Origin of the sequence: Georgenia thermotolerans (assembly GCF_009193185.1) — a bacterium.
In the GTDB taxonomy this organism is placed as follows: Bacteria; Actinomycetota; Actinomycetes; order Actinomycetales; family Actinomycetaceae; genus Georgenia; species Georgenia thermotolerans.
In genome coordinates this window covers 47,114-63,300 of the sequence record NZ_VUKF01000026.1, presented here as the reverse complement: position 1 = coordinate 63,300, position 16,187 = coordinate 47,114, and the positions used below count along the sequence as shown (strand labels likewise).

5 protein-coding genes and 3 rRNA genes are annotated in these 16,187 nt (G+C 68.5%); 2 read left to right on the top strand and 6 right to left on the bottom strand.

The genetic code is table 11. From position 1 onward, the window contains the following. Positions 1–9: 9 nt before the first annotated feature. The 6 genes from rrf to argH form a co-directional block, all read right to left on the bottom strand. Positions 10–126 (bottom strand): 5S ribosomal RNA (gene rrf / locus GD970_RS13200). A 100-nt stretch (positions 127–226) separates the two neighbouring features. Then, positions 227–3,339: ribosomal RNA gene (locus GD970_RS13195) — 23S ribosomal RNA — on the bottom strand. Positions 3,340–3,657: 318 nt separating this feature from the next. Continuing rightward, positions 3,658–5,180 (bottom strand): 16S ribosomal RNA (locus GD970_RS13190). The 16S, 23S and 5S rRNA genes sit together here, the layout of an rRNA operon. A gap of 828 nt (positions 5,181–6,008) precedes the next feature. Beyond that, complete coding sequence (gene tyrS, locus GD970_RS13185) at positions 6,009–7,277, bottom strand: tyrosine--tRNA ligase (protein WP_152203361.1); 1,269 nt, start codon at positions 7,275–7,277, stop codon at positions 6,009–6,011. 145 nt (positions 7,278–7,422) lie between these two features. Next, positions 7,423–8,082: a DNA-3-methyladenine glycosylase gene (locus GD970_RS13180; RefSeq protein ID WP_193314937.1), complete on the bottom strand. Its 660-nt coding sequence runs from the start codon at positions 8,080–8,082 to the stop codon at positions 7,423–7,425. Between the two features lie 125 nt (positions 8,083–8,207). Continuing rightward, positions 8,208–9,689, bottom strand: a complete 1,482-nt coding sequence (gene argH / locus GD970_RS13175) for an argininosuccinate lyase (RefSeq protein WP_152203360.1) — start codon at positions 9,687–9,689, stop codon at positions 8,208–8,210. Positions 9,690–9,989: 300 nt separating this feature from the next. On the opposite strand from argH, the gene GD970_RS13170 reads away from it, so the two are divergent. Together GD970_RS13170 and GD970_RS13165 are read left to right on the top strand one after the other, a co-directional pair. Continuing rightward, positions 9,990–14,702 carry a multicopper oxidase domain-containing protein gene (locus GD970_RS13170; protein ID WP_152203359.1) on the top strand — a complete coding sequence of 1,571 codons (4,713 nt, stop codon included), beginning with the start codon at positions 9,990–9,992 and terminating at the stop codon, positions 14,700–14,702. 201 nt (positions 14,703–14,903) lie between these two features. Further along, positions 14,904–16,184: an arginine deiminase gene (locus GD970_RS13165; protein WP_152203358.1), complete on the top strand. Its 1,281-nt coding sequence runs from the start codon at positions 14,904–14,906 to the stop codon at positions 16,182–16,184. Positions 16,185–16,187: the final 3 nt, after the last annotated feature.

The following is a 16,187-nucleotide window of genomic DNA, read 5'->3' as shown; positions in this document are numbered from 1 at the left end:
GGAATGGGTGTTCGGCGGTGTCCTACTCTCCCACACGGTCTCCCGTGCAGTACCATCGGCGCTGAGGGGCTTAGCTTCCGGGTTCGGAATGGGACCGGGCGTTTCCCCCTCGCTATGACCGCCGTAACTCTATGGAGATATCCGGCCCAACCAACCGTGGTTGGTTGTGGGGCGTATCTCGGGAACCGTACAGTGGACGCAAGCAGTGCAATGACAACTTTGTTGTTGTGGCAAGTTGTCGGCCAATTAGTACCGGTCAGCTCCACGCGTTACCGCGCTTCCACGTCCGGCCTATCAACCCAGTGGTCTGCTGGGGGCCTTCCCAGGTCAAGCCTGGTGGAAACCTCATCTTGAAGCAGGCTTCCCGCTTAGATGCTTTCAGCGGTTATCCCTTCCGAACGTAGCCAACCAGCCATGCTCCTGGCGGAACAACTGGCACACCAGAGGTTCGTCCGTCCCGGTCCTCTCGTACTAGGGACAGCCCTTCTCAAGTTTCCTGCGCGCGCAGCGGATAGGGACCGAACTGTCTCACGACGTTCTAAACCCAGCTCGCGTACCGCTTTAATGGGCGAACAGCCCAACCCTTGGGACCTACTCCAGCCCCAGGATGCGACGAGCCGACATCGAGGTGCCAAACCATGCCGTCGATATGGACTCTTGGGCAAGATCAGCCTGTTATCCCCGGGGTACCTTTTATCCGTTGAGCGACGGCGCTTCCACAAGCCACCGCCGGATCACTAGTTCCGACTTTCGTCCCTGCTCGACCCGTCAGTCTCACAGTCAAGCTCCCTTGTGCACTTGCACTCGACACCTGATTGCCAACCAGGCTGAGGGAACCTTTGAGCGCCTCCGTTACATTTTGGGAGGCAACCGCCCCAGTTAAACTACCCACCAGGCACTGTCCCTGGTCCGGATCACGGACCGAGGTTAGATGTGCAGTACGACCAGAGTGGTATTTCAACGGCGACTCCACACTCACTGGCGTGAATGCTTCACGGTCTCCCACCTATCCTACACAAGCCGTACCGAACACCAATACCAAGCTATAGTAAAGGTCCCGGGGTCTTTCCGTCCTGCTGCGCGTAACGAGCATCTTTACTCGTAGTGCAATTTCGCCGAGTTCGCGGTTGAGACAGCGGAGAAGTCGTTACGCCATTCGTGCAGGTCGGAACTTACCCGACAAGGAATTTCGCTACCTTAGGATGGTTATAGTTACCACCGCCGTTTACTGGGGCTTAAATTCTGAGCTTCACCACCTTAGTGGTTGACCCGTCCTCTTAACCTTCCAGCACCGGGCAGGCGTCAGTCCGTATACATCGTCTTGCGACTTCGCACGGACCTGTGTTTTTAGTAAACAGTCGCTTCTCCCTGGTCTCTGCGGCCCGCAAGGGCTAACCCGCATGGGGTTTCACCCTCCAGGCCCCCCTTCTCCCGAAGTTACGGGGGCATTTTGCCGAGTTCCTTAACCACGATTATCTCGATCGCCTTGGTATTCTCTACCTGACCACCTGAGTCGGTTTCGGGTACGGGCGGCTAGTCCCTCGCGTCGAGGCTTTTCTCGGCAGCATAGGATCACCCTGCTTCCCCCCTACGGGGTCACCATCGGTCCTGAGGCTTATATGGGGTGCGGATTTGCCTGCACCCCGCCCTGCAACCTTGGACGTGCATTGCCATTAAGCACGCGGTGGCTACCTGTCTGCGTCACCCCTGTTAACACGCTTACCTACTACCGGATCGGGTCCCACGCGCCACCCCCGACCCACCCGAAGGTGGAAAGGGGGCTTTGGGTGGTTAGCATCACCGGGCTCGGTATGGTCGGTCCTTCGCCGGTACGGGAATATCAACCCGTTGTCCATCGACTACGCCTGTCGGCCTCGCCTTAGGTCCCGACTTACCCAGGGCGGATTAACCTGGCCCTGGAACCCTTGGTCATTCGGCGGACGGGTTTCTCACCCGTCATTCGCTACTCATGCCTGCATTCTCACTCGTGTGGGATCCACGCCTGGGTCACCCCGGCGCTTCGCCTCCCACACGACGCTCCCCTACCCACCAACGCCCCTGAACACCGATCGAGTCGGTGCTGGGGTCTGCGCTGGTGCCACGGCTTCGGCGGTGTGCTTGAGCCCCGCTACATTGTCGGCGCAGAATCACTTGACCAGTGAGCTATTACGCACTCTTTCAAGGATGGCTGCTTCTAAGCCAACCTCCTGGTTGTCTGTGCAACTCCACATCCTTTCCCACTTAGCACACGCTTAGGGGCCTTAGCCGGTGGTCTGGGCTGTTTCCCTCTCGACGACGAAGCTTATCCCCCGCCGTCTCACTGCCACGCTTCACTTACCGGCATTCGGAGTTTGGTTGACGTCAGTAACCTTGTAGGGCCCATCGGCCATCCAGTAGCTCTACCTCCGGCAAGAAACACGCGACGCTGCACCTAAATGCATTTCGGGGAGAACCAGCTATCACGAAGTTTGATTGGCCTTTCACCCCTACCCACAGGTCATCCCCTCAGTTTTCAACCTAAGTGGGTTCGGTCCTCCACACGCTCTTACACGTGCTTCAACCTGCCCATGGGTAGATCACTTCGCTTCGGGTCTAGAGCACGCGACTGTATCGCCCTGTTCGGACTCGCTTTCGCTACGGCTTCCCCACCCGGGTTAACCTCGCCACGCACCACTAACTCGCAGGCTCATTCTTCAAAAGGCACGCCGTCACCCCCATTAGAGAGGCTCCGACGGATTGTAAGCATCCGGTTTCAGGTACTATTTCACTCCCCTCCCGGGGTACTTTTCACCTTTCCCTCACGGTACTAGTCCGCTATCGGTCACCAGGGAGTATTTAGGCTTACCCAGTGGTCTGGGCAGATTCACACGGGATTTCACGGGCCCCGTGCTACTCGGGATCCCCACAAGGAGGCCTAGATGTTTCGTCTACGGGGGTCTCACCCACTACGCCCGGCCTTCCCAGACCGTTCGACTACACCCAGGCTTTCTCACTCCCCGCCAGTCCGGCAGAACTGGCCAGTGGGTCCCACGACCCCGAAGGTGCAACGCCCGCCGGCTATCACACACCCCCGGTTTAGCCTCATCCGCTTTCGCTCGCCACTACTCACGGAATATCTCTTCCTGTGGGTACTGAGATGTTTCACTTCCCCACGTTCCCCCCACACGCCCTATATATTCAGGCGCGGGTAGCCGCACATGACTGCGGCCGGGTTTCCCCATTCGGACACCCTCGGATCACAGCTCGTTTGCCAGCTCCCCGAGGCTTATCGCAGGCTACAACGTCCTTCTTCGGCTCCTGGTGCCAAGGCATCCACCGAATGCTCTTAAAAACTTGACCACAAAAGATCAAAGATGCTCGCGTCCACTGTACAGTTCTCAAGCTACGCACCAACACCCACCCACCCACCACCACTAACGATGGCTTGGGGCTGGGAGCGGCCACCAGAGCAAAACCGGTACCCCACCACCCGCCGCGCGGGCAACCCCACCAACGGTGGGGGCGTAGGGGCCTGTTCCCTCAGGACCCAACAGCGTGCACAAGTTCCTGACGTTCCACCCGTGAGCAACCACCCGGCGAACATCCGCCGCCGCTGGTGGCCACCTGACACCCCCGATCCTCCCGACGAAGCGGGCGGGGGTGTGGTGAGCTCCTTAGAAAGGAGGTGATCCAGCCGCACCTTCCGGTACGGCTACCTTGTTACGACTTCGTCCCAATCGCCAGTCCCACCTTCGACGGCTCCCCCCACAAGGGTTGGGCCACCGGCTTCGGGTGTTACCGACTTTCGTGACGTGACGGGCGGTGTGTACAAGGCCCGAGAACGTATTCACCGCAGCGTTGCTGATCTGCGATTACTAGCGACTCCGACTTCATGGGGTCGAGTTGCAGACCCCAATCCGAACTGAGACCGGCTTTTTGGGATTCGCTCCACCTCACGGCATCGCAACCCTTTGTACCGGCCATTGTAGCATGCGTGAAGCCCAAGACATAAGGGGCATGATGATTTGACGTCATCCCCACCTTCCTCCGAGTTGACCCCGGCAGTCTCCCGCGAGTCCCCGCCATTACGCGCTGGCAACACAGGACAAGGGTTGCGCTCGTTGCGGGACTTAACCCAACATCTCACGACACGAGCTGACGACAACCATGCACCACCTGTACACCGACCTTGCGGGGCGCCCATCTCTGAACGTTTCCGGTGTATGTCAAGCCTTGGTAAGGTTCTTCGCGTTGCATCGAATTAATCCGCATGCTCCGCCGCTTGTGCGGGCCCCCGTCAATTCCTTTGAGTTTTAGCCTTGCGGCCGTACTCCCCAGGCGGGGCACTTAATGCGTTAGCTGCGGCGCGGAACCCGTGGAATGGGCCCCACACCTAGTGCCCAACGTTTACGGCATGGACTACCAGGGTATCTAATCCTGTTCGCTCCCCATGCTTTCGCTCCTCAGCGTCAGTAACGGCCCAGAGACCCGCCTTCGCCACCGGTGTTCCTCCTGATATCTGCGCATTCCACCGCTACACCAGGAATTCCAGTCTCCCCTACCGCACTCTAGTCTGCCCGTACCCACTGCAGGCGCGAGGTTAAGCCTCGCGTTTTCACAGCAGACGCGACAAACCGCCTACGAGCTCTTTACGCCCAATAATTCCGGACAACGCTTGCGCCCTACGTATTACCGCGGCTGCTGGCACGTAGTTAGCCGGCGCTTCTTCTGCAGGTACCCTCAACCCCAAGGGGCCTTGTTCCCTACTGAAAGAGGTTTACAACCCGAAGGCCGTCATCCCTCACGCGGCGTCGCTGCATCAGGCTTGCGCCCATTGTGCAATATTCCCCACTGCTGCCTCCCGTAGGAGTCTGGGCCGTGTCTCAGTCCCAGTGTGGCCGGTCACCCTCTCAGGCCGGCTACCCGTCGCCGCCTTGGTAGGCCATCACCCCACCAACAAGCTGATAGGCCGCGAGCCCATCCCCAACCGACACAGTCTTTCCACACCACCCCATGCGAGGAGGTGTCATATCCGGTATTAGCACCAGTTTCCCGGCGTTATCCCGAAGTCAGGGGCAGGTTACTCACGTGTTACTCACCCGTTCGCCAAATCCACCAGCAAGCTGGCTTCATCGTTCGACTTGCATGTGTTAAGCACGCCGCCAGCGTTCGTCCTGAGCCAGGATCAAACTCTCCGTAAAAAACCATCTGCCAAACCGGCCCCGAAGAACCGGCGACAAACCATACGAAGACAAACCCCACGAGAACGCGGGGCCAATCCATGGCATCACACCCCCCACCCGACGAGGCAGGCAGGAGACGTGTAACCAAAACAAAACAAAACCCGCGAACACCACCACACCAAACCAGACCGACCGGCACGACGACGCCCACGAATCCATATGGCATCAAAAACTTGGCACACTGTTGAGTTCTCAAAGAACAGACACACACCATCAGCAGCCAGGAACCCAGTTCCCAACCCCTCCAGGGCAACCTCTCAATCTTAACCATGCGATTCCCGGCTGTCAAAACCCGACGATGTGATCTCGCGGTTGTTCTGACCGGTTATCCTCATGGCCCTCGCAACGATTTGCCGATGACGAAGTCACCAGCTAATTGTTGTTGGAGGTTCCGCTACCGCGGGACCGGCCTCGAGTACCTGTCGGCCTCTCGTCCGTGCCTCCCGTCCGGAGCAGCAGGAAGTACATTACGGGGCTCCGCTGGGGGCGTCAACTTCGGGTTTCGCCAAGGTGGCCGGCGCGTGAACAGCGCTCTGACCAGCGGTTTTGCCTCCGCGAAGACCCCGACTCGCTCCCTCGGCGGTCGCCGAAGCCGGCGAGACGCTCGGCACACGCATGGAGCGGCGCGGCGGCTTGCGCGGCCAGGCGGCGTCGATCCGCGCGTCATCGCGGCCCACCAGGGACGTCCGAGCCCGCCCCGGTACGGCAGGTGGCGGGCCAGGACCGAAGTCCCGACCCGCCATATCAACTGATGCCTGTCGCGCGTCCGTCGCTCCCGCGCGATGCTCAGCTCCCAGCCGTCACACCCACGGCGAGGTGGCGCCGCCCCTTGCGGACCAGGGCGTAGCCCCCGTCGAGCAGGTCCTCGTCGGTGAGCACGCGGTCCTCGTCCTCGATCTTCTCGTTGTTCAGGTACGCCCCACCGCTCGCGATGGTGCGCCGCGCAGCGGAGCGTCCCTTCTCCAGGCCCGTGGACAGCAAGAGGTCGACCATGGTGGACTCCCCCACCGCCACGTCGCCGCGCGGCAGCTCGGCCACCGCGTCGCGCAGGGTCGAGCCGTCCAGCTCGCGGAGGTCGTCACGGCCGAACAACGCCTGGGAGGCGCGGCGCACCCGCTCGGCGGCCTCCGCACCGTGTACGAGGGTGGTGACGTCCTCGGCCAGCGCCCGCTGCGCCTCGCGGGCCTGGGGCCGCTCGGTCACCGCCCGCTCGAGCTCGGCGATCTCCTCCCTGCTCCGGAAGGTGAAGACCTTGAGGTACCCGACCACGTCCGCGTCGTCGGTGTTGAGCCAGAACTGGTAGAAGGCGTACGGGCTGAACATCTCGCCGTCGAGCCAGATCGCCCCGCCCTCGGACTTGCCGAACTTGGTCCCGTCCGCCTTGGTGATCAGCGGGGTCGTGGCGGCGTGAACCGTGTCGCCGTCGGCCTTGCGGATGAGGTCGACGCCGGAGATGAGGTTGCCCCACTGGTCGTTGCCACCGGTCTGGAACATGCAACCGTAGCGACGGTGCAGCTCGAGGAAGTCCAGGCCCTGAAGGATCTGGTAGCTGAACTCGGTGAAGGAGATGCCCTCCTCGCTCGCCAGCCGCCGGGCGACGGTGTCCTTCGCCAGCATCGTGCTGAGGCGGAAGTACTTGCCGATGTCCCGGAGGAAGTCAATCGCGGTCAGCTCGCCGGTCCAGTCGAGGTTGTTGACCATGCGGGCGGCGTTCTCCCCGCCGAAGTCGAGGAACCGCTCGATCTGGGCGCGCAGCCGGGCGGTCCACCCGGCAACGGTGTCCTTGTCGTTGAGGACGCGCTCGCCGGACATCCGGGGGTCGCCGATCATGCCCGTGGCCCCGCCGACCAGCGCGATCGGCCGGTGCCCGGCCAGCTGCAGGTGCCGCATGAGCACGAGCTGGACGAGGTGGCCGTGGTGCAGGCTCGGCGCGGTCGGGTCGAAGCCGCAATAGAAGGTGACCGGACCCTCGGCCAGCATCGCCCGCAGCGCGTCGATGTCGGTTGACTGTGCCAGCAGCCCGCGCCACTGGAGCTCGTCGAGGATGTCAGTCACTCTTGTGCCTCTCGTCGTTCCGCCCGGGACCTGTCCCCGGACACGCCTACCAGTGTGCCGCGCCCGACGGCGAAGCCCCGCATCCGGGCCACGGGAGCCGGGTCACGCCGCGGCGCGACGCCCGAGCCGCAGCCCCGGGTCGGAGTCACCGCCGCCGCGGCGCCGCCGGCCGGTACGTCGACACGGTGGCCTCGCCGTCGATCCAGAAGCGCCACGGATACCGGCCCGCGTCACCTCCGGGGCCGGCCACCCCCACCCGGGGCCCGGTCCGCACGCGGGCGGCGTCCACCGGGGCGCCCAGCTCGAGCTCGGCGCGGCCGCCGGGGGTGAGTGCCAGGCCGCTGTCGGCTCCGGTCAGGCCCAGGCTCTGGGCCAGCCGGGCCGGGCCGCGGGCGAGGTCGCGGTCGGTGCGCGCTGCCCGGCGGCGCTTTCGGGCCAGGTCGTGCCCGGCGACCACCTCGCCCCCGCGCAGGAGCACGGCGGACGCCTGCCCCGCCGGCCCGCACACGAGGTTGGCGCACCAGTGCATGCCGTAGGAGAAGTAGACGTAGAGGCGACCGCCGCCCTCGAACATCGGGGCGTTGCGGGTGGTGCGGCCCCGGAAGGCGTGCGAGCCGGGATCCACCTCCCCGCAGTAGGCCTCGACCTCGGTGAGGCGGATCGAGACGACGCCGACCCGTTCCCCGCCGTCGCCCTCCTCGCCCCCGCCCGGCCGCGACGCGTCGCCAGCCGGCGCAGGCTCCCGGACGGTGAGCACCGAGCCCAGCAGCCGGGGCGCGACGTCGAGGGCGGTGTGGCGCAGCAGCGCGGCCCAGTCCTCCCCCGCGCCCGGTGAGGCGGAGACGTTCGGCCCGGTGCTCCGGCGGCCAGCGCCGTCGGCCGCGCCGCCCCCGCCGTCGGCCTCGCCGCTCCCGCCGCCGGTCGCGCCGCTCACGCCGTCGCCGGCTCCCCCGCGTCGTGGCTCTCCTCGTCGACGCCCTCCGCCCACGCGCGCAGGCGCGCCGCGCGGTCGGCGGCGCGGGCCAGCTGCTCGACGACGCGCACGGGGGCGGTGCCGCCGTGCCCGTCGCGGGAGGCGATGGAGCCCTCCACGGTGAGGACCTCGCGCACCGCCGGCGTCAGGTGCGAGCTGATCGCGGCCAGCTCGGCGTCGGTGAGGTCCCACAGCTCCTTGCCCTGGCCCTCGCACTCGCGCACGCACGCCCCGGCGACCTCGTGGGCCTCCCGGAAGGGCACGCCCTGGCGCACGAGCCACTCCGCCACGTCGGTGGCCAGCGAGAAGCCCTGCGGGGCGAGCGCCGCCATGCGGTCGGTGTCGAAGGTCAGCGTCGCGACCATCCCGGCGACCGCGGGCAGCAGCAGCTCGAGGGTGTCCACGCCGTCGAACACCGGCTCCTTGTCCTCCTGCAGGTCCCGGTTGTAGGCCAGGGGCAGGCCCTTGAGCGTGGCCAGGAGCCCGGCGAGGTCGCCGATGAGCCGGCCGGCCTTGCCGCGGGCGAGCTCGGCGACGTCGGGGTTCTTCTTCTGCGGCATGATCGACGAGCCGGTGGAGTAGGCGTCGTCGAGGCGGACGAACCCGAACTCCTTGGTGGCCCAGACGATGACCTCCTCGCTCAGCCGGGACAGGTCCACCCCGGTCATCGCGACGACGAAGGCGAACTCGGCGACGACGTCGCGCGCGGCCGTGCCGTCGATGGAGTTCTCCACCGCGGCGGCGAAGCCGAGGTCGGCGGCGACGGCGTCGGGGTCCAGACCGAGCGAGGAGCCCGCGAGCGCCCCGGAGCCGTACGGGGAGACGGCCGCGCGGGCGTCCCAGTCCACCCAGCGCTGCACGTCGCGCAGCAGCGGCCAGGCGTGCGCGAGCAGGTGGTGGGCCAGCAGCACCGGCTGGGCGTGCTGCATGTGGGTGCGCCCGGGCATGACGGCCTCGGGATGGGCGGCCGCCTGCGCGACGAGGGCGTCGACGACGTCGAGCACGCCCGCCGCGAGGTCGTGGGCGCTGTCGCGCAGGTACAGCCGCACCAGGGTGGCGATCTGGTCGTTGCGCGACCGGCCGGCGCGCAGCTTGCCGCCCAGGTGCGCCCCGGCCCGCTCGATGAGCCCGCGCTCGAGGGCGGTGTGCACGTCCTCGTCGTCGGGGGCGGGGGCGAACGCGCCCGAGGCGACGTCGGCGTCGAGGCGGTCCAGGGCGTCGAGCATGCCGGCCAGCTCGGCGTCGTCGAGCAGGCCGGCGCGGCGCAGGACGCGGGCGTGCGCGCGCGAGCCGGCGATGTCGTAGCGGGCCAGGCGCCAGTCGAAGTGGGTGGACTTGCTCAGGGCGGCCAGGGCGTCGGCCGGCCCGCCGGCGAAGCGCCCGCCCCACAGGCTCAGGTGCGCGGTGGGCGTGGGCTGGTCGGCGGAGGAGGTGTCCATGGGGCGATCTTGCCGTGCCCGGGGCGTGCGGCGCACACCCGTCCATGCCGCCCGCGCCGGCCGCCCCGCCCCTCCGGACCGGGCGGACGCCGTCCGGGGGCCGCTCCGGGAGGGGTGTCCGATTTGCGGGCGAGGCGCTCACCCGCGTCCGATTCGTCCGTCACCCCGGTAATCGGGCCCCCGATCAACCCCCGGACCGCCCGCCGCGCACGTCCGGTTTCGAGACCCTCACACCGGGCACGACGACGACGTTGCGCCGCCTTGCCTGCTGCTTCCCGACGACGACGGCAGGAGACTCGCATGACCCCCCGACGAAGGACGGCGGCGCTGGCCGCCCTCGCGCTGTTCCCGCTGCTGGTGGGGCAGCTGCCCGCGGCCGCGGCGCCCGCCGCCGCCGTGGACCCGGCCACCGTGCCGCACTACTTCGGGCCCTGGCCCAACTGGGCGAACAGCCCGCTCACCCTCAACAACGCCGCGGTGACGATCGACGGAGAAGGCGCCGGCGCGACCGCCGTCGCGCAGGTGGACCCGGTGAGCGGGGGCATCGCCTCGGTGGAGATCACCTCCCCCGGCCACGGCTACGACCCCGCCACCACGACCGTGACCATCGACGGCAGCACGGGGACGGCCGCGAGCGCCACCGCCACCGTCACGGCCTCCGGCGTCGTCACCGGCTTCACCGACGTCGTCCCGGGCAGCGGCTACACCTCCTTCGGCGTGGAGCTGAGCGGCGGGGGCGGCGCCGGCGCGACGGCGGTCGCCAGCGGCGGCGTGGAGGCGGTCACCATCACCGACGGCGGCAAGGGCTACACCATGCCCACCGTCGACTTCGACCTGCCCGACGACCCGACCGGAACCCGGGCCACGGGGCACGTGCCCATGAAGGCCGCCGGCGACGCCGAGGACGGCATGGACGCCAACGGCACCATCACCACGGTCGTCGTGGACAACCCCGGTTCCGGCTACGCCACGGCGCCGGCGGTGGCCATCCGCAACGGCACCCAGTTCGACCCCGTGACCCTGGCCGACGGCGGCAGCCTCGCCGCCGTGCGCACGACCCTCCAGCTCACCGCCGTCAACGTCGAGGACTTCGGCAGCGGCTACACCGCCGCCCCGGCGGTCACCATCACGGGCGACGGCACCGGGGCGGGCGCCACCGCCGTCACGGACGTCGGCGCCGTCACCGCCGTCACGGTGGACGCGCCGGGCGACGGCTACCTCACCCCCGGCATGCGCAAGTTCGTCGACGACCTGCCCCTGACCTGCACGCCCGGCGACGCCGCCGCCCCGTGCCCGACGGACGGCAGCAGGTACATCCCCAACGCCGTCCCCGCCGAGAAGGACTACGACGGGGTGAAGTCCGACGAGTACGTCATCGGCCTGGTCCAGTACCGCACCCGCTTCTCCTCGGACCTGCCCGACGCCGGCACCCTGGTGCGCGGGTACGTCCAGCTGGAGACCCCGGACAACGCGGCGATCAGCCAGCACTACCCGCTGACGAACACGCTGCCGGACGGCACCCAGGCGCCGGTGACCAACGCGGACGGCACGCCCGTCCTCGCCGTCACGCCACCGCAGTACCTCGGCCCGTTCATCGGCGCCACCAAGGACAAGCCGGTGCGCGTCGTCTTCCGCAACCTCCTGCCCACCGGCGCCGCCGGCGACCTCTTCCTGCCCACCGACAGCTCCATGATGGGCTCGGGCATGGCGCCGACGACCATGGCGATGCCGGAGCCGGTCGACGGCTCCTCAGTCACCGACGAGGTGCGCAACCCCATGTGCAGCCAGTCACCCAAGAGCGACTCCTGCTTCCCGGACAACCGCGCGACCCTCCACCTGCACGGCGGGATCACGCCCTGGATCAGCGACGGCACGCCGCACCAGTGGATCACCCCGGCCAACGAGAGCACCTCGTGGCCCCAGGGCGTGAGCGTGCAGAACGTGCCCGACATGATCGACCCCGCCACCAAGGCGGCGGTGTGCGAGCCGGCCGACGACGGCTGCTCGACGTTCTTCTACACCAACCAGCAGAGCGCGCGGCTGATGTTCTACCACGACCACTCGTGGGGCATCACGCGCCTCAACGTCTACGCCGGCGAGGCCGCCGGCTACACCATCACCGACGACACCGAGAAGCGGCTGGTCAAGGACGGCGTCATCCCCGGCCCGGAGGCCACCCTGCCGCTCGTGGTCCAGGACAAGACGTTCGTGCCGTCCGACCGCCAGCTCTACGACACCACGGACGCCGGCGGCGCCGTCACCGGCTACGGCCAGGACCCCACCTGGGACAAGGCCCGCTGGGGCGGCGAGGGGGACCTGTGGTACCACCACGTCTACATGCCCGCGCAGAACCCCGGTGACCCCTCCGGCATGAGCGCCTACGGCCGGTGGATGTACGGGCCGTGGTTCTGGCCGCCGGCCGCCGACACAAAGTACGGCCCGATCCCCAACCCCTCCTTCGACCCCGCCTGCCGCCTGGACGACCCCGACACCTGGCAGTACCAGACCGACCCGTTCTGCGAGCCCGAGCAGATCCCCGGCACGCCCAACGTCTCGGCCGGCATGGAGCAGTTCAACGACACCCCCGTCGTCAACGGCGTGGCCTACCCGAAGGTGACGCTGCAGCCCAAGGCCTACCGGCTGCGCCTGCTCAACGCCGCCAACGACCGCTTCTTCAACTTCCAGTGGTACGTCGCCGACCCCACCCAGGGCGACGGGACGACGGAGGTCGCGCTCAAGCCCGCCGAGCTCGCCGCCGCCCAGACCGACCCGACCGTCTCCCCCACCCCGGTGGGGGCGAACGACAACGCCGCCGGCCCCGACTGGGTCCAGATCGCCTCCGAGGGCGGCTTCCTGCCCGCGCCGGCCGTCGTCGACGGCCAGCAGCCCACCACCTGGATCACCGACCCGACCCGGTTCGACGTCGGGAACGTCGACAAGCACTCGCTGCTGCTGGCCCCGGCCGAGCGGGCGGACGCCGTCGTCGACTTCTCGAAGTTCGCCGGCAAGACCCTCATCCTGTACAACGACGCCCCCGCCGCCTTCCCGGCGCGCGTGCCGTCCTACGACTACTACACCGGCGCCCCGGACCTCAGCCCCGTCGGCGCCCCGAAGATCCTGGCCGGCTACGGGCCCAACACCCGCACCGTGATGCAGGTGACGATCGCCGACGAGCCCCCGGCCGCCCCGTTCGACCTGACCAGGCTCCGCAACGCCTTCCGGCACAACTCCGGCGGCACCGGGGTCTTCGAGTCCGGCCAGAACCCCGTCATCGTCGGCCAGGACGCCTACGACTCCGCCTACGGCACCAACTTCCCGGCGGCGTCGAACTGCAACTCGCCCAAGACCACGAGCACCAGCTGCGACGGGCTCGTGCGCGTCAGCGACACCACGAGCTTCGGGTTCAACACCCTGCGGGCGCCGGGCACCAAGACCACCCTCAGGCTCGAGCCGAAGGCCCTGCACGACGAGATGAACTCGACGACCTTCGACGAGTTCGGGCGCATGCAGGCGACCATGGGCCTGGAGGCGCAACCGCCCACCCCCGGGGCGCAGAACGTCACGCTCTACCCGTACGTCAACCCGGCCACCGAGCTCATCGACGGCACCCAGCTGCCGCGGGCCGGGGTCGCGCTCGACGCCGACGGGCGCCCCTCCGGCGACGTCAAGGTCGCGCCGATGGGCTCCTCCCCGGACGGGACGCAGATCTGGCGGTTCACCCACAACGGGGTGGACACGCACCCGATCCACTTCCACCTCTACGACGTCCAGGTCCTCAACCGGGTCACGTGGGACAACATCGTCATCCCCACCGAGCCCAGCGAGCTGGGGTGGAAGGACACCGTCCGGATGAGCCCGCTGGAGGACACCATCGTCGCCCTGCGGCCCGTCATCCCCAAGGTGCCCTTCGAGGTGCCCAACGCGGTGCGACCGCTCAGCCCGATGATGCAGCTCGGCGCGACCACCGGGTTCAACAACATCGACCCGCAGGGCAACCCCACCACCGCGATCACCAACCGGCTGGTGAACTTCGGCTGGGAGTACGTCCTCCACTGCCACATCCTCAGCCACGAGGAGATGGACATGATGCGCCCGGTCTCGCTGGCGCTGCCGCCGGCGGCGTCGGACGGGCTCGCCTGGTCCGTGACCGGCACCGGGAGGAACGCCCGGATCAAGCTGACCTGGAACGACCGGTCGGTCACCGAGACGGCCTTCCTCGTCCAGCGCTCGGCCGACGGCAAGACCTGGGCGGACGTGGGCACGTCCGACTCACCGCTCGACCGGCCGAACGTCCACGGCACGCGCAGCTTCACCGACCCGACGGCGAACCCGACGACGCCCTACCGGTACCGGGTCGTCGCGCAGAACACCGTCGGCTACGGGGAGGCCTTCCCGTCCCTCACGGCCTCCTCGACGTCCGAGCCCGTCGGGGTCAACACCCCGGCCGCGCCGTCGAGCCTGGCCGCCACGCTCCAGGCCGGGCCGCGGGTGAGCCTGACGTGGCGGGACAACGCCTCCAACGAGTCCGGGTTCGTGGTCGAGCGCTCCGCCGACGGCGGCACCACCTTCACCCAGCTCGCCTCGGTGCCCGCACGCTCCGGCACGGGCACGGTGACGTACGCGGACACCTCGCCCTCCCTGGGCGCCACGTACGTCTACCGGGTCACGGCGGTGAACGTCGCCGGGGCCTCGGCCCCCGCCCGGCTCACCGTCACGGCCGGGCCGCCGGCCGCGCCCACCGACGTCAAGGGCACGGCCGCCCGGCAGGGCAACAACGAGCGGATGACGGTCACCTGGACCGACAGGGCCGACAACGAGACCGACCAGACGATCCAGTGGAGCGCCTCGGCCACGTTCGCGACGGTCGCCGGGACCGGCACCGCACCGGCCAACGCCACGACGTTCACGACGGGCACCGTGGCCCGGCAGCAGTGGTACGTGCGGGTCCGGGCCACCAACGCGCTCGGGGCCTCCGCCTGGTCCGCCCCCGTGGCGGTGCCCGGGGCCCCGTGAGCGGCTGAGCCCGATCCGGCGGGGCGAGACGGCCGGCGGCGTGGGGGGCGCCGCCGGCCGTCGCGCGCTGCGAGCGCGTGCGCCGCGGCCCGCGGGCGTGCGCTCGCCTCGCCGCCGGTGGCGGCGTAGTTCGTCTTTCCCGCGCGGGTGCGCCGTGAGACGGTGTGCCACGAGCACCGCCGCCCACCCGAGCGAGGAGACATGCTGAGGGAGACGCCCGCACCGGAGCCGGCCGCCGCCGAGGCCCCCGCCCCGTCCGCCGCGCCGGTCCTCGAGGTCGCCTCGGAGGTCGGGCGGCTGCGCCAGGTGATCGTCCACCGGCCGGGACGCGAGCTGCTGCGGCTGACCCCGCAGAACAAGGACGAGCTGCTCTTCGACGACCTGCTGTGGGTGCCGCGCGCCCAGGAGGAGCACGACGAGTTCACCGCGGCGCTGGCCGGGGTGGGCGCGGAGGTGCTGCACCTCTCCGACCTGCTGCGCGAGACCCTGGCCGTGCCCGAGGCGCGCGCCTACGTCGTCGACCACACCTTCGGCGGGCGCCTCTACGGGCCCAGCGCCGCGCCCGCGCTGCGGGAGATGGCCCAGGCGATGGACGACGCCGAGCTCACCGAGGTGCTCCTGGGCGGGCTGACCAAGCGCGAGATGCTCGACCGCATCGCCGCGCCCCGCTCGCTCGTGCTCCACGACCTCGCGCTCGACGCGCTCGTCCTGCCGCCGCTGCCCAACCACCTGTTCACCCGGGACACCTCCTCCTGGGTCTACGACGCCGTCGCGGTCCACCCCATGCGCATGCCCGCCCGGGTGCGCGAGTCCGTCCACTACGAGGCGATCTACCGCTGGCACCCGCGCTTCGCCGGCAGCACGCACCACCGCTGGTCCGCGCCGCTGGCCGACGCCCGCGCCACGGTCGAGGGCGGGGACGTGCTCGTGCTCGGCGGCGGCGCCGTCCTCGTCGGGATCAGCGAGCGCACCACCCCGCAGGGCGTCGAGCACCTCGCCACCCGGCTCTTCGCCGCCGGGGCCGCCGACCGCGTCGTGGCGGTGACCATGCCCAAGGCGCGCGCCTTCATGCACCTGGACACCGTCATGACCATGGTCGACGAGCGCTCCTTCCTCAAGTACGCCGGGCTGGGCATGCTGCCCTCCTCCACCCTCACCCCCGGCCCGGACGGGCTGCGGGTGGTCCACCACGAGGCCGAGCACATGCACGCGGCGATCGCCGAGGCGATGGGCGTCACCGGCCTGCGCATCCTCGCCCCGGAGCAGGACGCCCACGCCGCCGCCCGTGAGCAGTGGGGCGACGGGTGCAACGCCCTCGCCCTGTCCCCCGGCCTCGTCGTGACCTACGACCGCAACCCCACCGCCAACGCCTACCTGCGGGACATGGGCATCGAGGTCGTCGTCGTGCCGGGCGGGGAGCTCGGCCGCGGACGCGGCGGCCCGCACTGCATGAGCTGCCCTACCATCCGGGAGGGCATCTGACAC

What these genes read in the sequence shown, in the direction of transcription:
- GD970_RS13165 (WP_152203358.1), top strand. Translation starts at nt 14,904, where the DNA reads ATGCTGAGGGAGACGCCCGCACCGGAGCCGGCCGCCGCCGAGGCCCCC.
- GD970_RS13170 (WP_152203359.1), top strand. Translation starts at nt 9,990, where the DNA reads ATGACCCCCCGACGAAGGACGGCGGCGCTGGCCGCCCTCGCGCTGTTC.
- argH (WP_152203360.1), bottom strand. Translation starts at nt 9,689, where the DNA reads ATGGACACCTCCTCCGCCGACCAGCCCACGCCCACCGCGCACCTGAGC.